15 protein-coding genes and 2 pseudogenes are annotated in these 17,591 nt (G+C 48.0%); 13 read left to right on the top strand and 4 right to left on the bottom strand.

The features are described from left to right. Window positions 1-100 precede the first annotated feature (100 nt). Complete coding sequence (locus AC5I6P_RS05835; RefSeq protein WP_495692817.1) at window positions 101-1,357, bottom strand: IS110 family RNA-guided transposase; 1,257 nt, start codon at window positions 1,355-1,357, stop codon at window positions 101-103. 253 nt (window positions 1,358-1,610) lie between these two features. On the opposite strand from AC5I6P_RS05835, the gene AC5I6P_RS05840 reads away from it, so the two are divergent. The 3 genes and pseudogenes from AC5I6P_RS05840 to AC5I6P_RS05850 all read left to right on the top strand — a co-directional run bounded on the left by AC5I6P_RS05840 (window position 1,611) and on the right by AC5I6P_RS05850 (window position 3,799). Beyond that, window positions 1,611-1,835: a hypothetical protein gene (locus tag AC5I6P_RS05840; RefSeq protein WP_495692818.1), complete on the top strand. Its 225-nt coding sequence runs from the start codon at window positions 1,611-1,613 to the stop codon at window positions 1,833-1,835. 63 nt (window positions 1,836-1,898) lie between these two features. Beyond that, window positions 1,899-2,824 (top strand): annotated as a pseudogene (locus AC5I6P_RS05845) (ISAzo13 family transposase). Between the two features lie 147 nt (window positions 2,825-2,971). Then, window positions 2,972-3,799 carry a transposase gene (locus tag AC5I6P_RS05850; protein WP_495692819.1) on the top strand — a complete coding sequence of 276 codons (828 nt, stop codon included), beginning with the start codon at window positions 2,972-2,974 and terminating at the stop codon, window positions 3,797-3,799. A gap of 103 nt (window positions 3,800-3,902) precedes the next feature. Here AC5I6P_RS05850 and AC5I6P_RS05855 read toward each other — a convergent pair whose 3' ends face one another. After that, window positions 3,903-4,733: an IS5 family transposase gene (locus AC5I6P_RS05855; RefSeq protein ID WP_495692820.1), complete on the bottom strand. Its 831-nt coding sequence runs from the start codon at window positions 4,731-4,733 to the stop codon at window positions 3,903-3,905. Window positions 4,734-4,859: 126 nt separating this feature from the next. Further along, window positions 4,860-5,299, bottom strand: a pseudogene (locus AC5I6P_RS05860) (IS1 family transposase); the annotation flags it as partial. Between the two features lie 88 nt (window positions 5,300-5,387). Between AC5I6P_RS05860 and AC5I6P_RS05865 the strand changes: the two are divergent. Genes AC5I6P_RS05865 through AC5I6P_RS05875 form a run of 3 tightly spaced genes read left to right on the top strand, consistent with a single transcriptional unit; the run spans window position 5,388 to window position 6,217 of the window. Next, complete coding sequence (locus AC5I6P_RS05865; protein ID WP_495692821.1) at window positions 5,388-5,771, top strand: IS5 family transposase; 384 nt, start codon at window positions 5,388-5,390, stop codon at window positions 5,769-5,771. Then, window positions 5,768-5,935 carry a transposase gene (locus tag AC5I6P_RS05870; RefSeq protein WP_495692822.1) on the top strand — a complete coding sequence of 56 codons (168 nt, stop codon included), beginning with the start codon at window positions 5,768-5,770 and terminating at the stop codon, window positions 5,933-5,935. The genes AC5I6P_RS05865 and AC5I6P_RS05870 overlap by 4 nt, the downstream gene beginning before the upstream one ends. 6 nt (window positions 5,936-5,941) lie before the next feature. Next, window positions 5,942-6,217, top strand: a complete 276-nt coding sequence (locus AC5I6P_RS05875) for a transposase (protein ID WP_495692823.1) — start codon at window positions 5,942-5,944, stop codon at window positions 6,215-6,217. Here AC5I6P_RS05875 and AC5I6P_RS05880 read toward each other — a convergent pair. Beyond that, on the bottom strand, window positions 6,214-6,591 hold the full coding sequence (locus tag AC5I6P_RS05880; RefSeq protein ID WP_495692824.1) for an IS1/IS1595 family N-terminal zinc-binding domain-containing protein: 378 nt from the start codon (window positions 6,589-6,591) through the stop codon (window positions 6,214-6,216). The genes AC5I6P_RS05875 and AC5I6P_RS05880 overlap by 4 nt on opposite strands. A 195-nt stretch (window positions 6,592-6,786) precedes the next feature. On the opposite strand from AC5I6P_RS05880, the gene AC5I6P_RS05885 reads away from it, so the two are divergent. The 7 genes from AC5I6P_RS05885 to AC5I6P_RS05915 all read left to right on the top strand — a co-directional run bounded on the left by AC5I6P_RS05885 (window position 6,787) and on the right by AC5I6P_RS05915 (window position 17,589). Further along, complete coding sequence (locus tag AC5I6P_RS05885) at window positions 6,787-12,735, top strand: AAA family ATPase (RefSeq protein ID WP_495692825.1); 5,949 nt, start codon at window positions 6,787-6,789, stop codon at window positions 12,733-12,735. Continuing rightward, window positions 12,732-13,361 (top strand): response regulator, encoded by a 630-nt coding sequence (locus tag AC5I6P_RS05890; RefSeq protein ID WP_495692826.1) that lies wholly within the window; start codon window positions 12,732-12,734, stop codon window positions 13,359-13,361. The genes AC5I6P_RS05885 and AC5I6P_RS05890 overlap by 4 nt, the downstream gene beginning before the upstream one ends. Window positions 13,362-13,581: 220 nt before the next feature. Next, window positions 13,582-14,142, top strand: a complete 561-nt coding sequence (locus AC5I6P_RS05895) for a DsbA family protein (protein WP_495692827.1) — start codon at window positions 13,582-13,584, stop codon at window positions 14,140-14,142. 24 nt (window positions 14,143-14,166) lie between these two features. Further along, window positions 14,167-14,553 carry a VOC family protein gene (locus AC5I6P_RS05900; protein WP_495692828.1) on the top strand — a complete coding sequence of 129 codons (387 nt, stop codon included), beginning with the start codon at window positions 14,167-14,169 and terminating at the stop codon, window positions 14,551-14,553. Window positions 14,554-14,574: 21 nt separating this feature from the next. Further along, window positions 14,575-16,143 carry a GMC family oxidoreductase gene (locus AC5I6P_RS05905; protein WP_495692829.1) on the top strand — a complete coding sequence of 523 codons (1,569 nt, stop codon included), beginning with the start codon at window positions 14,575-14,577 and terminating at the stop codon, window positions 16,141-16,143. A 117-nt stretch (window positions 16,144-16,260) separates the two neighbouring features. Beyond that, a complete protein-coding gene (locus tag AC5I6P_RS05910; RefSeq protein ID WP_495692830.1) occupies window positions 16,261-16,608 on the top strand; it encodes a hypothetical protein in 348 nt (115 codons plus the stop codon). 144 nt (window positions 16,609-16,752) lie between these two features. Then, window positions 16,753-17,589 (top strand): alpha/beta fold hydrolase, encoded by an 837-nt coding sequence (locus AC5I6P_RS05915; RefSeq protein WP_495692831.1) that lies wholly within the window; start codon window positions 16,753-16,755, stop codon window positions 17,587-17,589. Window positions 17,590-17,591 lie beyond the last annotated feature (2 nt).

A 17,591-nucleotide genomic window follows, 5' to 3' on the forward strand; every position in this document is an offset into this window, starting at 1 on the left:
CTTTTCTTCACCTCAACTTTCAGGGAAACGCCTAGAAAAAGAGCACGTCTGTCTCTCTAAAACGCAAGAATTACCATTAGAGCTCCTATGAAAACATCAACTATGCCATAGAGGGAGTAGGTGTTTCGGGTTCTGTGGGCTCAAGTGAAACCTGGTATCCCAAGCGCTCTAAATGCCGTTTTAATTGTCGCGACACGCGGTCGCGGTCTTGTTGGTCTAGATAGTTACTGCCCAACTCGCGATACGTCGTTTGCTCAGAGAGTATGTGGTAGGCAATGACTAAAATCGTGTGGGCAACCGCCATCGCTGCTCGTTTACTGCCTCTACGAAGCTTCAGTCGTTGATAGCGTGCTCCTAAATACGTGTTGCGAGCACGACCTGCTGCCAGAGCCGCTTCGACTAGCCCGCTTCGCAAGGCAACACTGCCGTTGCGAGTTTTGCCAGAATATTGCTTACCCGCACTCTCACAGAGGCCGGGACAGAGACCAGCCCACGATGCCAGGTGTTTTGCCGTTGGAAACCGACTCATGTCTGTCCCAATTTCTGCCAAAATCAGTTCTGCGGTCTTTTGTTTGACCCCTGGAATGGTACACAAGCGTTCTACGTCTGCCTGCTGGGGACGTAAGCGCTCCGCAATTTCGTCTGAGCATTGCTTGAGCGCCTCGTCGAGAAAGTCTACATGTGCCAGCATTTGAGCCAGAATAAAGCGCTGATGTGGGCGGACTGTGCCACTGAGCGCTTGTTGTAGTTGCGGTAACTTGCTCCGCAGTTTGCCTTTGGCAAGCTCTGCCATTTCTTCCGGATTGGTTTGCCCTGCCACAATTGCGGATAAAATCGCACGCCCTGACATGCCCATGATATCGGTTGCAACTGAAGCAAGTTTAGTGTTGGCTCCCTCCAACACTTTTTGAATCCGATTCGCTTCTGCACTGCGCTCCTGAATCAGGGATTTGCGATAGCGCACTAATTCTCGTAACTCGCGCATCGTGGCAGAAGGAATAAAACTCGGTCGCAACAACCCGTGTTGTAGCAATTCAGCAATCCATTGCGCATCCTTAACATCGGTCTTGCGCCCCGGCACGCTCTTAATATGATGAGCGTTAACCACCCAAACCTCTAGCGCACCTTCAAGCAGATTATACACGGGCTTCCAGTACGACCCAGTACTTTCCATGGCGGCAATTGTGCATTCAGCTTGCACTAACCAATCGACTAACTCCAGCAATTCAGCCGTTGTCGTGCCAAAGGTACGCGTGACTTGTGCAGATCTGCCTTCAGTCACGGGAGTAATCAGACACGCAGTCACACTTCGTTTGTGAACATCTAAGCCACAACAGCGCTCATGGATCTTTTTCATAATTTAGCTTGCGAGAAACGGCAATGCCAGTGAGCGCTCTGTGCAGTTTGAGAATCTCCTATACGTGCTCATCCACAAGGAAGGCAACAGTCGGTGCTACCGATCAGAGCGCCAGACCAGCCTGTCGGTCGGGCTATCAGCACCACTATCTATGCGGTCTTGACACTGGTTGTTCTTAGGAATGTGGATTAAATAAGGTGTAATTCTGCTAGTCGTGTCAGTATGCTAGAGAGGCAACAGCACAACAGGTGGAATGATGCAAACCTACCCTGCTGAAATAGAAGCCCAAATGCGACGGTACTACCAGTCGCTATGCGAGAAGGATCGGCGTTGCTATGCGGCAATTGAAGCCGTGAAGTTAGGGTACGGCGGTCAAGCTTACATTCGTCTCTTGTTTAGCTGCCACCATGAAACGTTGCAATTAGGCTTGAGGGAACTTCAGGACGAAACCGCCCTGAGCGAAGAGCGAATTCGGTAGCCTGGCGGAGGACGCAAATCTGCATTTGAGACCATTGCTGGATTAGATGAGGCGTTCTTGCGAGTGCTGGAACAACACACGGCAGGTTCACCCGTCGATGAAGCGCTCAAGTGGACGAACCTCAAGCGGCACCAGATTGCCCAATTGCTCATGCGCGAGGGCATTGAGGTCAGCGTCACCGTTGTAGACCAGTTGTTGGAGAAACACAATTATCGCAAACGCAAAGCCGTAAAGACCCTGGCAACCGGTGAGAGTGAACACCGCAACGAACAATTTAAGACCATTGAACAGTTGAAACAGAGCTATCAAGCGGCAGGAAATCCAGTCATCAGCATGGACACAAGAAAAGAGAGTTGATTGGTCAACTCTATCGGGAGGGGCAACTGTACACCCAGGAGGCGGTTAAGGTGTTTGATCACGATTGGGCATCACTGGCAGACGGGGTTGCCATTCCCCACGGTTTGTACGACTTGACGGATAATGTCGGGTACATCCAGATTGGCACCAGTCACGATACCAGCGAGTTTGCCTGCGACTCGATTCGCTACTGGTGGAACACCTATGGGAAAGTTCGCTATCCACGGGCTGACTCAATGTTGCTGCTCTGCGATGGGGGTGGCAGCAATAGCTCCCGTTATTACATCTTCAAACAGGATTTACAAGCACTGGTCAATGAGCTGGGAATCGAAATTCGCATCGCTCACTATCCACCCTACACCTCCAAGTACAATCCCATTGAGCATCGCTTGTTTCCTCATGTCTCTCGTGTCTGCCAAGGTGTCATTTTTGAGAGTGTCCAAACAGTGCAAGAACTGATGGCAACGGCAACGACTCGTACAGGTCTCATTGTGGTTACAACGATTCTCGACAAAACCTATCAAACAGGTCGAAAAGTCGCCCAAGACTTCAAATCCAACATGAAAATTATCTTTGATGAATTTTTGCCTCAGTGGAACTACACGGCTCAACCAGAATTACAGGTTATTTAATCCACGCTCCTTAGCGTAAAGCCTGAACTTCACCTTTTCATCCTCGGTGCTGGCGGTGCCGCCCGAACGCCTGTTGGGGAATAAGCGAGAATAGACTTGTTGCCCAATAAGCTAAAGTGCAACTCATTGGATTGGGTCAGGTAGACCATGCTAGACATCGAACGAGTCCTGAAAAGCGACCGGCTCCTAAGGGCATTGACCGGACTCAACCGTAAAGCCTTTGAAGAGCTGGTGCTCACCTTTGAGTCTGTTTACCAGCAAAGCCAAATGAATCAAACCCAGGCTCAACGCCCTCGTCAACGTGCCGTAGGAGGGGGACAAAAGGCACGCTTGGGCAGCAGGGAAGCGAAGTTATTTTTCATCTTGGTCTACTTCAAATGCTACCCGACCTTTGATGTGCTGGGGCTGTTGTTTGACCTCGACTACAGTCGTGCCAACCGATGGGTGCATCGACTTCAACCCATACTCGAAGCAGCGTTAGGGCAAAAACTGATGTTACCTGAACGCAAACTGGGGAGTGTCGCGGCCTTTATTCAGCGGTTTCCAGAGGTCAAGCGGGTCATCATTGATGGCACTGAACGCCCGATTCGTCGCGCTCAAGACAGCCAACAACAGCAGCAAAACTATTCTGGCAAGAAGCGACGGCATACACGCAAGCATCTGGCAGCAACGGAGGCTTATCAGCGCATTCTCATCCTTAGCCCAGCCCGAGAAGGCAAGATTCACGACAAACGATTGTTGGATGAGACGCAGATGGCTAGTTGTATTCCCGATGAAGTTCCGATTGCGGTTGATTTAGGGTTTCAAGGGTTGCAAAACGAGTGGGTCAATCTCGAGATTCCGCACAAGAAACCGCGTGGAGGAACTTTAAGTGACGAGCAAAAGCAAGAGAATCGAGAACTGAGTCGCAGACGCGTCAAGTGTGAACATGCCTTTGCTGGGATGAAGCGATATAACGCGGTTGCCCATGTCTAGAGAAATCGAGTGTTTGATTTCGATGACCACTTGATGCTAACTGTTGCAGGGTTATGGAATTTTTACTTAGTAGCGGCTTAGAGGACGTTTGAGAAGTAGCGGATTATGCTAGTCTCCGTAGCAGTGTACGGAGAGAGGTAGTGTAGATGAAAGCTTCCGATGTTTCAGGCAGAAATTCGTAGTCTTTACTCAAACGCCGATACCGCCCCAGCCAACCGTAAGTGCGCTCCACGACCCAACGACGCGCAATGACTTTGAAACTGCGGTCAATCGGCGCAGGTTCCACACCTGGACCAACGATGCGACGACGTGACCCTGCATTCGGATGTTGCACGCGCTGCACTGTCCAACCGAACTGCTCTTTCACCCAAGTGACAAAGGTCCTACGATAGCCGCCATCGACCCACAAATGTCGCAAGCGGGGAAACTGCATCGCCATGCCATGAAGGAGCTGTTTTGCGCCTTCTTGATCGGCTGTGTTAGCCGCTAATACCTTGACCTTCAGCACAAATCCTTGCGTGTCGACCAACAAGTGACGCTTGCGTCCTTTCACCTTTTTCCTGCCATCATACCCTCGCTCGGCTCCGCCGACTTCAGTGGTTTTGATAGATTGAGCATCGATGATGCCTGCACTGGGTGTCGCTACTCTTCCAAGCTTCTGACGAAGCTGCTCGCGAATGGTTTTGAGCATTGCTTCCCACACACCTGCGATGCGCCAAGTGCGAAAATAATGATACACCGTTTGCCAAGGTGGAAACTCATGTGGAAGTAAGCGCCAAGCACAGCCAGTGCGTTGGATGTAGAAGATCGCGTTAATAATTTCGCGTATGTTTCTAAAACGTGGGCGGCCACCCGGTTGAACTGGTGGAATTAATGGTGCGATGATTGTCCACTCATCATCAGACACATCAGTATTGTAAGGTTTTCGGTTCATGTCTCCATTCTAACGAATGAGTATAATCCACTACTTCTCAAACGTCCTCTGAGAACTCAACAATCAATCGATCGCGGTTTCTTGCATTACTTCGAGGCTGAACTCATTGCGATTAGGTAGTGCCATTTAGGAAAGGATAGAGGAAATCTGCTGATTTCGTGCAGGAACGATCCGCAGTTGTTCGTTGTAGTAATGGATGAAGTTCCAGCGCTGCTCCGCAGATACCCGCAAGGGGTCGCACGGATGTGATTGTTCAAGTCTTTCGAGAACGACAAGGTTTTTCTGACGAGTCGAGACACTCGTTGTCTGAGCGTATTGTTGAACCGCTCAATGTAACTCGTTTTGCCACTTTCCTTGCCAACTGCCTGATGCCGCTTGCTGGGCAGCGCCACGGGGTAAGACACCCAGAAATCGCTGTAACCCACTGCACACTGCCGATAGACGGGAGGCAACGATTCCCAGAATGCTTTCGCTGCCTCGCCTGAGCGATCCCCGACGTAGCACCCGACAATTTCGCGAGTTACCACATCAAGGGCTAACCAGACCCATCGCTCATTGCCTTTAGAAACTGTTTGTAAATAGAAATGAAGCAACTGCTGCTAGGGAGATGAGATGAGCGATACCTAAATCATCCTTTGAGTGATACGCAAGAGCATGAGTTCACGGTTTTACGACAGCGACCTGAGCGATGAGGAATGGCAATACATCGAACCCCTACTGCCGCCAGAAAAGCCAGTCGGCAAGGTGCGGGAAGTGAGTTTGCGTGAGGTGTTGAACGCGATTTTCTATCGAGCGGATAACGGAGTGAAATGGCGCAACTTACCCCGGGATTTTCCGGCTTGGCAGACAGTGTATGGGTACTACCGACTGTGGGTCAGATTAGGGATTTGGGAACAGATCAACACTGCTTTGGTACAGAAAGTGCGGATGTATGAGGGACGCGATGCTCAACCGAGCTTAGCCATCATTGATAGTCAGTCTGTCAAACTTGGACAAAAAGGAGGGAAGAACACGGCTTTGATGGCAACAAAAAGGTGAAAGGACGCAAGCGTCACATCGTGGTTGATGTCCTCGGATTGGTGTTGGGATGTTACGTCAGTGCGGCTAATACTGCCGATGTCAAAGCAGTTCCTGCGGTCTTAGTCTGGGTGTTGGAGTTATACGAACGCCTTGCCAAAGTGCTCGCAGACAAGGGCTATTAGGGAGGGTTGGGTGCGCTGATTAACAACGCCTTTAGGACTGAAGAGCGTCGTGTTGAGCTTGAGATTAGTCAACGCCTAAACGGAGCGAAAGGATTTCAACTTGAACCGCAGCGATGGATTGTGGAACGCACTTGGACATGGCTGGACAATGCCCGAGTTTTAACACGCGACTATGAAACCTTACCTGAAAATCATGAAGGGATGATTTACGTCGTGATGATTCGGTTGATGCTGCGGCGATTAACCAACAATCGTCGAACCAGGAAATCCAAAACTGCTTAACTAGCGTTTACAAACAGTTTCTTATCACCCACAAATGACCACAACTCATCCATCTGCACAGTCAATCGTCGCCGCGCTTTCGGTTCCACTTGGACTTGCTGAGGAACGGTCGCATAGTAAGCATTGACGTACTGCTGTAACCAGCTTTCACTCAACTGCAAGCTTCGAGCAATGCCGACAAGCGGAATCTTTTCCAAAAGCATCCGCCCCATCGTCGCTTTGGTGTCATCGCTAATCCGTTTCCATTTTGGGTTCTCGACAAACTGCCGCCCCCAATCCCGGCATTTATAGTTCTGATTGCCGTGGCGGGTCGTGCCGTTTTTATTAATGTCATTGGAACCACAGTTCGGACATTGCAACAGGAGTTTAGTCATCTACTGTTGAGGTTCGTAAAGCTACTTCTCTATTCTCGCTCGTTGTTTTTTCTACGTCCTTTCCTAAATAGCACTACTGCTGTGTCGGAGCTTTTGAGTGAAGGGATGGAATTTGGAGGAGCATTGTAGCCTAAATTTGTGATGAGTCTCCTATAGTTTGAGGTATGCCGCATCGTACTCATCTAAAAAAGCTGTATGGTTGCTCTACCAGGGATTGCTATCCAAAGCAAAATTTACGAAAGCTCTAATTCTTTGGTGTATCGGGGGATCCGAGACGATGGGCTGACGATCGTCGTCAAACTGCTCAAGCAAAACTATCCCTCTGCTCAAGAATTAATGCGCTACCGGCAGGAGTATGAAATCACCCGCTCCCTCAACCTGGAAGGCGTGATCAAAGCATATAGTCAGCAAAACTATCAACGCACGCTTTTTATTCTCTTAGAAGATTTTGGTGGAGAGTCCTTGGAACGATGGATGCGGCAGCGTCCAGACTTCTGCCCCATGCCCTTAGCTACATTTCTACGGCTCGCGATCGATCTCACAGGTATTCTGGGTAGCATCCATGCCGCCGACATTATTCATAGGGATATCAGCCCTGGAAACATCGTTCTTGAACCGGCTACGGGCGTGGTTAAAATCATCGACTTCGGCATGGCTACCCGATTTAATCGCATCAATCCAACGTTCAAAAGTCCTCATGTATTAGAGGGCACTCTTGCTTACCTGTCTCCAGAGCAAACTGGGCGTATGAACCGTTTGCTTGATTACCGAACCGATTTTTACTCGTTCGGTGTCACCTTCTATGAACTAATCACTGGACACCTACCGTTTCCCACTACGGACATTCTAGAGTTAATCCATTGTCATATTGCTAAACAACCTGTTCCTCCATGTGAATTGGCAGCGATTCCTAAAGCTGTTTCAGACATTGTGATGAAGCTGATGGCAAAGAATGCTGAAGATCGCTATCAAAGTGCTTCGGGCATCAAAGCGGATTTAGAAATTTGTCTTAGCCAGCTTGCAGAAACAAGGAAAATTGACAACATTCAACTGGGGCTGCAAGATGCGTTGGAACAGTTTCACATTCCCCAAAAACTGTATGGACGAGAAACAGAGCTTGCAGTGTTATTAGCAACATTTGAAAAGGTAGCGGGAAGTGGAAAACAGGGAATGGAGAACGGAGAAGAACTTTCTAATCTCCCACACAGCACAATGATGTTGGTTTCCGGCTATTCTGGTGTTGGCAAATCAGCACTTGTGCAGGAGCTTTACAAGCAAATTACTGCCAAGCGTGGTTATTTTGTCTCTGGTAAGTTTGACCAGTTGCAACGCAATATTCCCTATAGTGCGATCACCCATGCCCTGCAAAAATTAATGCGCCAACTGCTTGGGGAGCCAGATGAGCAGGTGCAGCAGTGGCGATCGCGTCTGCTCACTGCTTTGGGAAGCAGCGGACAAATCATCATTGATGTGATCCCGGAAGTTGAATTAGTTATTGGCAAGCAGCAGCCGGTCCCGGACGTGGGCGCAACGGAAGCTCAAAATCGTTTCAATCGCATCTTTCAGCAGTTTGTGCGGGTGTTTTGCTCAAGGGAACATCCGCTTGTGATTTTCTTGGATGATTTGCAGTGGATTGACTCAGCCACGTTGAAGTTAATTGAACTGATGCTGCTGGATGAGCAAACCCAAGCGCTATTTTTGATTGGAGCCTATCGAGACAATGAAGTAAATCCAACGCATCCACTGGCACTAACACTAGAGCGGCTGCGAAAACAAGGGGCAGTACTTCAGGAGATTGTCCTGGAACCCTTAACGCTGGAACCGTTGAGCCAGTTGATTGCCGAGACGCTACATCAGGATACTGACTCCATTCGGACCTTAACCCAGTTAGTACTTGATAAAACCGAAGGCAATCCTTTCTTCGTCGGCCAATTTTTGCAAATGCTGTATAGCGATAATTTGTTGACCTTTGATACACAACACTTAAGCTGGCAGTGGAACATTGCTCAGATTAAAGCTCAAGATATCACCGATAATGTGGTGGAGTTGATGCTCCTCAAGTTGAAGAAACTACCGGAGGTGACGCAGCAAATTCTCCGCTTAGCAGCTTGTATTGGAGCTGAATTTGATTTGGAGACGTTAGCTATCGTTTGTGATAAGCCTTCTTCAGCGATTTTTCTAGATTTACTGGTGGCAATTCAAGCCGGATTAGTTCAACCCCTCTCTGAATTAGATGAGAACTTATTAGTTCAAGATTATAAGTTCTTGCATGATCACGTACAGCAAGCAGCATACGCCTTAATCAATGAGTCGCAGAAACAAGTGGTTCATCTCCAAATTGGTCGCAATTTAGTTAAAAAAAAGTTACCAGAGGAGTTATCAGAGCGGCTGTTTGAAATTGTGGATCATCTCAATCATGGAATTGAGCTTATCACTGATCAATCCGAACGAGATAAAATTGCTAGATCAAATCTAATAGCAGGGCAGAAAGCAAAAGGGGCGATCGCCCACAGCGTGGCCAAAAAATATTTAGCTACAGGAAGAGAATGGTTAACACCTTCTAGCTGGCAAACAAACTATGACCTGACCTTAGAGTTATATGTAGATACAACAGAAGTCGCGTATTTGTGTGGCGATTTTGAGCAGGTGGAATATTGGGCAGCGATCGTTTTACAAGAAGCCAAGACGGTTTTCGATACTGTGAAAGTTTACGAAGTCAAAATTCAAACCCACATGGCGCAGAAGCAGCCATTAGAAGCAATCAATATTGGATTGCAAGTTTTGCAACAACTGGGAATCAGTTCTCCTGAAAAACTTAATCAATCAGATGTTCATCTTGAATTAGATGCCATTACATCCCTCTTTAGCGAGAAACCGATTGAGGACTTAATTCACTCACCAGAAATGACTGAGCCGGACAAGTTGGCGGCGATGCGAATCCTGTCCAGCATCACGATCGCTGCCTATCTTGCTGCTCCCGATCTGATGCCTCTACTTGTGTCTAGGCAGGTCAACTTGTCAATCCAGTATGGCAATGCATTTGTGTCTCCCTTTGCCTATGCCAACTTTGGGTTAATTCTTTGTGGAATGGTCGAAAATATCGAGTCTGGCTACCAGTTTGGACGGCTTGCTTTAAAGCTGTTGTCACAGCTGAACACCCATTCCTACAAAGCCCGGACTTTAACTATTGTAACTATCTTCATCATCCACTGGAAAGAACATACTAAAGAACTATTGAAGCCATTACTAGAAGCTTATCAAAGTGGGCTGGAAATGGGGGATTTGGAGTTTGCTGCTTATTGTGCTCACGGTTACTGCTTCCAATCCTTTATCTCTGGAAAGGAACTCGTGGAACTTGAACGAGAGATGAGAACATACATTGAAGCAATCCGTCAAATTAAACAGGAAGCAGCACTCACCTGGACGCAAATACATCACCAGTCGATCTTAATTTTGATGGGGTGCTCAGCTAGCCCAACCCACCTAATTGGCAAATTCTACAATGAGGAAAATAGACTGCCACAACACAAAACGGCGAATGATGGACACACAATCTTTATAGACTATTTCAATAAGCTTTTCCTATACTGTCTATTTTCTGAGTATGCTCAAGCAGTTGAATCCTCAGCTCTAGCGGAACGTTATTTGCTCCAAGTAGCAGCGTCAGCCTTTGTTCCCTTGTACTACCTCTACGATGCACTGACAAGACTTGCAATGTACCCTGAAAGCAACGCTCAAGTACAAGAGGTAATCCTTGAAAAAGTCGTGATTAATCAGGAGAAAATGAAGCAATGGGCACATCATGCGCCCATGAATTACTTGCATAAATATCATCTCGTTGAGGCAGAGAAAGCGCGAGTTTTGAGTCAGTTGCTTGAGGCGGAAGAATTCTATGAACAAGCCATTCAAGGTGCTAAAGAGAATGACTATCTTCAAGAAGAAGCATTAGCCTATGAATTAGCTGCTAAATTTTACCTGTCTCGCGGTCGGGAAAAGTTTGCTCAAACCTACATGCAAGAAGCTCACTACTGCTACGATCTCTGGGGAGCAACGGCAAAGGTGAAAGATTTAGAAACTCACTACCCGCAGTTCTTTTCTCAGTCGTTAAGTATAGCTGAAACACCAATTCGCACTACTTATGGAACCACTGCTACTCGCTCAGACAGCGCGTTCGATTTAGCGGCGGTGATGAAAGCCGCACAGGCAATTTCGAGTGAAATTGAACTAGAACGGTTGCTCAGTTGCTTGATGCGGATCTTAATTGAAAACGCTGGCGCACAAACAGGGTCTTTGATTTTGGAAAGGGCAGGAGAATGGTCAATCGAGGCTGCTTGCGAACTGAATGATGGTGAGAACATTTCTACACAAGTGCTGCAATCGATTCCCATCGCAAATCGCTTACCCGAATCAATCATTCAGTATGTGATTCGGACTCATGAATCTGTCATCTTGAATGATGCAACTCGTGAAGGTAATTTCACCAATGATCCCTACATTCAGCACAACCAAACGAAATCGCTTCTTTGTTTGCCGCTACTAAATCAAAGTAAGCTTATTGGCGTGTTGCATCTGGAAAATCAATTAGCGTTTGGGGCATTTACTCCAGAGCGATCGCAAGTTCTACATCTACTATCCGCCCAAGCAGCGAGCGCTATTCAAAATGCCAAACTATACTCAGAGGTACGTGCTAGCGAAAGTAAGATGGCTCAATTCCTAGAAGCGGTTCCGGTAGGAATTGGAGTATTGGACGCAACGGGTCGCCCTTACTATGCTAATCAACAGGGCGTTCAGCTCATGGGTAAAGGGATTGATCCTGCCGTGCCGCCGGAGCAAATTGCAGAAGACTACCAATTTTATGTGGCAGGAACGAATCAAGTATATCTAACTGAGAAACTGCCGATTATCCGGGCTTTGAGCGGCGAACGCACCACTATTGACGACGTAGAAATTCGCCAAAATAACGTCGCTATTCCAGTTGAGGTGTGGGGCACTCCCGTCTTTGATGAACAAGGCAAAGTGGCTTATGCGATCGCAGCCTTTCAAGACATCACAGAGCGAAAACAAACAGAACATCTCTTAGCCAATTACAACCGTACTTTAGAGCAACAGGTGGTAGAACGAACGGCAGCCTTACAGCAAAGTGAAGCAGAAGTGCGCGATCAAGAACAAGAATTACGGCTGATTACTGACGCTCTCCCCGTTTGTATCAGCTATGTGGATGTCGATCAGCGCTATCGGTTTGTTAACCGCACCTATGAAGACTGGTTTCACTATAGCCGTACTGAAATTTTGGGCAAGTCTGTCCGTGAACTGTTAGGTGAGAAGGCTTATCAAGTTGTTGAACCGTATATCAAGCAAGCATTAGCGGGGCAAATTGCAACCTTGGAGATGGAAGTCCCTCTTTCATCAGGCAAACGGCATATCAGTGTGACCTTAATCCCCAATGTTGATAGCGATGCCCAAGTCAGAGGATTCTATGCTCTAAATACAGATATTAGCCACCATAAACGTGCCGAAGAAGCTTCCATTTTAGAAGAACGCAACCGCATAGCGCGAGAAATTCATGACACTCTCGCACAAGCTTTTACAGGGATTCTGATTCACATGGGAGCCACTTCTCGACTCATGGCAACGAACCCAGACGCAATTCAAACGCATATCAATACTGTGCGAGATCTGGCTCGCAGTGGGCTGACAGAAGCTCGGCGATCGGTTGCGGCACTGCGTCCTCAATCTCTAGAAGATGGTAATTTGTGGACGGCGCTAGAGCGATTTGTAGCCAGTATGCAATCTTCAACCGAAACTAGCTTGGTTTGTGAGATTATTGGCACACCCTATGTGTTAGTTCCTGAGACTGAGAATAATCTTCTGAGAATTGCACAGGAAGCATTTACGAATGCATTTCGGTATGCAGATGCAAACGAAATTCGAATTGAGTTAGTCTATGAGCCTACACAATGCTATTTATACATTAGAGACAATGGACGAGGATTTGAAGTCAATCATACACTCCTAAATCAGGGATTTGGCTTACTAGGGATTACCGAGCGAGCAGAACGCATTGGGGCACAACTCTCGATCGAGAGCCAACTGGGGCAGGGAACCGAAGTAAGTGTATTTGTCCATCGGGAGGCATCAGCATGAGTCAGTCCGCAGCAATCCGCGTTTTGATTGTCGATGATCACGCAATTGTTCGGCAGGGACTAGCCGCGATGATTGAAAATGAGCCGGATATGACGGTGGTGGGTCAAGCAAGTGATGGACAGGAAGCGATCGAGCAATATCAACAACTACAACCTGATGTCACCTTGATGGACTTACAGATGCCGCAGATGAACGGCGCTGATGCGACCTTGGCAATCTGTGCTGAATTCGCCCACGCCCGCATGATTATACTGACCACTTACGACGGGGACGAGGATATTTATCGCGCATTACGCGCCGGAGCCAAGGGCTATTTGCTCAAGGATGCCGAACCGGAAGCACTCATCAATGCCATTCAGATCGTCCACAGCGGGCAACAATATATCCCTTCTGAAGTTGCTGCCAAACTAGTGCAACGGATGAACATTCCAGAGTTGAGCGATCGAGAACAAGAGGTCGTTCGTCAGATGGCACGCGGCTTGAGTAATCACGATATTGGTGCGGCTTTAAATATTACTGAAAGTACCGTCAAATTTCACATCAACCGAATTCTGAGTAAATTAGGCGTGAGCGATCGCACTCAAGCGGTGATTACCGCGTTGAAGCGGGGACTCGCCAAGTTGTGAGACAAGCGATGAGAACTGAACTTAAGTTCGGTTGAGGGTTCGTTGCAAAGATAGTTAGCAACTGTCGTTTTATCCCTTCAATCACTCAACTCTGAGTTGGCGACAAAGCTACATTAATTTCATAGGCTAGTCATACAAATAACGGAGCCGGGAGGAATCACGGATAGGAGACATGGCAATCCCTTGATGCCATGAAAAACCCCTTTCGCTAAAATTTCCGATGAATCAAGATAGTCATCCTAATCAACTCTTTGTTTCACCCTCACAACGCGATTACTACCAAGGAGTACTCAATGCTCCAGTTGTGCTCGTGGAGTATGGAAATTACCAATGCTCTCAGTGTAGAGAAGTACATCGATTGATTCAGAAAATTCAGCAACATTTCAGTTCTGGGTTTTCTGGAGAGAATTGGCTCTGTGTCGTGTTTCGTCACTTTATCGAGCATTCAATCTATCCTCAAGCACAAAAGGCCGCAGAAGTTGCGGAAGCGGCTGCTGCGCAAGGTCAGTTTTGGCAAATGCACGAGATGCTGTTTACCCATCAAGAAACATTAGAAGACGGCTATCTCGTTGAGTATGCCAATCATCTAGGACTCGACATCTGCCAATTTTTGCAGGATCTATTTGCACAAACATATGTGGATCGCATCAATCAAGATATCGAAAGTGGATGCAACAGTGGCGTAACGGTTGCGCCAGCTTTGTTCATTAACGGAGTTCGGTATCGCGATCGCTGGAACATCGCACAATTGACGGCAGCCATTACCGCCGCAAGTAATTGAGTTCTCTGATAGAAGCAAAAAACAATGAAATTCTCCTACACAATTCTCTATGTCAAAGACATTGCCCAAGCGATCGCGTTCTATGAACGTGCCTTTGGTTTGAAACAACGGTTCATTGACGAGAGCAAGCAGTACGCTGAAATGGATACCGGTGGAACCGCCCTTGCCTTTGCTACTAATGAGTTTGCAAACTCTAACCTACCCCAGGAATTTCAAGAGAATAGCTTGTCGAAGTTGCCTGCTGGCATTGAGATTGGTTTTGTTACAGAGGATGTAGCCGCCGCGTTTGCACAGGCTGTAGCAGCGGGTGCTGTAGCAATTGTCGCTCCTCAAGTGAAGCCATGGGGACAAACGGTTGGTTATATTCGTGATTTAGACGGCATTTTAATTGAACTGGGTAGTCCGATATAGCTGATCGAAGCAGAGGATATTATGACTCAATATGACTACATTGTGATTGGTGCCGGTTCGGCAGGCTGCGTGGTTGCTAATCGTCTAACAGAAGACAGTGACACCGCGGTGTTACTCCTCGAAGCGGGCAACCCGGATACAAAACCAGAGATTCAAATCCCGGCCCAATGCCTCAGTCTACTGGGCTCTGAGGTGGACTGGGCCTATTTCTCCCAACCAGAACCCTACCTCAACGATCGCAAAATCTTTTGTCCCCGTGGCAAAGTCTTGGGTGGCAGCAGTTCGATTAATATCATGATTTATCTGCGGGGCAATCCTCACGATTATGACTACTGGCAGTCATTTGGGAATCCCGGTTGGAGTTACCAAGATGTCTTGCCCTACTTCAAGAAATCAGAGCACCAGCAGCGAGGCGCGTCTGAATTTCACGGGGTCGATGGAGAGTTGAGCGTGACCGATCACATTGCGCCTGCTGTGGTATCCCAACGCTTTGTAGAGGCAGCGGTAGCATTAGGCTATGACCACAATCCTGATCCTAATGGAAAGCAGCAAGAAGGGGCAGGACTCTATCAATTGACCATTAAGGATGGTAAGCGGCACAGTACCGCAGTTGCCTTCCTCCTGCCCATTCTCCAGCGTCCCAATTTGACTGTAACGACAGGAGCATTGGTCACTCGCTTGTTGTTTGAGGGCACCCGCACCGTTGGGGTGGAATATCTGCACGAAGGCACGCTGCACCAGGTTCGGGTCAACTCCGAAGTGATTTTAAGTGCGGGTGCGTTCGATTCACCCAAGCTGCTGATGCTTTCCGGCATTGGGAATGCAGAACACCTGAAAGCCCTGGGAATTCCGGTAGTGGTCCATTTGCCAGGTGTCGGTCAAAACCTCCAAGACCACCCTGTCGTGTCCGTGACACACGAGACAACTCAGGATTTACACCCGGCAAGCACCAGTAGTATCGCTGAAGCGGGCTTGTTTTTGCATACCGAGGGTCATCTGGATGCTGCGCCAGATTTACAGTTTCTCTTCGGTCCCGTTGCCTTGGCACCGCCTGGTTATGCCCACTCTGGTTCAGGATTCACAAGTTTCGTCTGTTTGACTCACCCCCAAAACATTGGCAGTGTCAATTTGCGATCGCCCGACCCCAAAGACGCACCGATGTTTAGGATGAACTATCTCCAAAATGAAGCGGATCTGCAAAAGCTCGTTCTTGGGATTAAATTACTCCGTAACTTGTTCGGTGCCAGTGCTTTGGATGAGTTTCGCGGTAAGGAAATCGCTCCGGGTGCCGACCAGCAGAGTGATGTAGCGCTAGAAGCTTACGTCCGGGAAACTTGCAGTACGGTGTGGCATCCGGTGGGCACTTGCAAAATGGGAACTGACCGGATGGCGGTGGTAGATCCTGAACTGCGAGTACATGGAATTGAGGGCTTGCGGGTTGTGGATGCCTCCATCATGCCCACGATCACCACCGGAAATACGAACGCACCGACGATCATGATTGGCGAAAAAGCGGCCGATTTAGTTAAAGCCAGTCGCACTCGAAAAAATTTGATGACTAAGCACAACGTGAAAAATTCTGCCATTTAGCCTATTTGGGAATTGGTGATTCCGACGGGTAAGAATTCATCTGCAAATTCTGCGATCGCAACCCTTCTTTCTGACATCCTTTTCCTATTTGGTAGAGCCAACTAAAACTCCTGAACTATGTTCAAACTATCGGCTCAATTCTCTGTTGCACTGGTCATTTCCACAGCATTAGTCCTGATCAATTTGCAATTGCTCCAAGTAAAGTCTGCTCTGTCTGAGACACCAGATGTATTCACGCTGAATCAGTCAACACTGATTGCAACAGCCCCCGCACCTCCTAACCTTATTCCTGCTGTATTAGGGGGTAGACCTGTTTATGTGCTCTATGTGACTCAATCTGAAGATACTGTTTTGGTACGCTGTTACCCTGGCTATGAGCCCACGATTGCGCTTCGAGCGATGAGTAGTAATCCCAATGCCAATCCCCAAAAGGAAGGAGTCATGACCTGTCGTCCTTCCGAATAGTAACTACGTTGTGCAACCTGTCTAACAAGACAGCGTAAACCAAGAGATTTTGATATGGGCAACATGACGACGAAATTCTAAGTTTGCCTAGATTTCTACTTTCCACATCAAACAACAGACGAATCCACAAAATAGGAGACTCTCATGCCTTACGTGACTGTCGGTCAAGAAAACTCTGCCAGCATTGATATTTACTACGAAGATTTTGGAGCGGGTCAACCTATCGTGTTGATTCATGGGTTTCCGCTCAACGGTCACTCTTGGGAAAAGCAGGTAGGAGTTTTGCTAGGAGCAGGCTACCGAGTCATTACCTACGATCGCCGAGGATTTGGTGACTCTAGCCAGCCATCGCTGGGCTATGACTACGAGACCTTTGCAGCGGATTTAAACACACTGATGACAAAGCTTGACCTGCGAGATGCGGTGTTGGTCGGCTTCTCAATGGGAACAGGTGAAGTGACCCGCTATCTCGGCAAATACGGCTCAGAGCGCGTCAGTAAAGCCGTGCTGATGGCTCCAGTACCTCCCTTCCTGCTAAAGACCGATGATAATCCAGAGGGAGTTCCTCAAAGCGTTTTCGACGGCATCATGAAGAGTATCGTAGACGATCGCCCAGCCTATATGTCCACATTCCTCAAAGACTTCTTCAACGTAGATGTGCTGCTGGGCGATCGCATCAGTAATGAGGCTATTCAGATGAGTTGGAATGTGGCAGCAAGTGCTTCTGCTAAGGGGACTTTAGACTGTGTACCGTCATGGTTAACCGATTTCCGCGAAGATTTACCACGCATTGATGTACCAACCCTGATCATTCATGGTGATAGCGATCGCATTCTTCCATTTGCGTCTACTGCAAAGAGACTGCCGGACCTAATCAAAGGCAGCCGCCTTGTGGTGATTCCTGATGGACCGCACGCCATCAACTGGACTCATGCTGATCAGGTCAATCCGGTGCTGCTGGACTTTCTCAAAGGAAATTGAGA

The organism is Myxacorys sp., assembly GCF_059501405.1.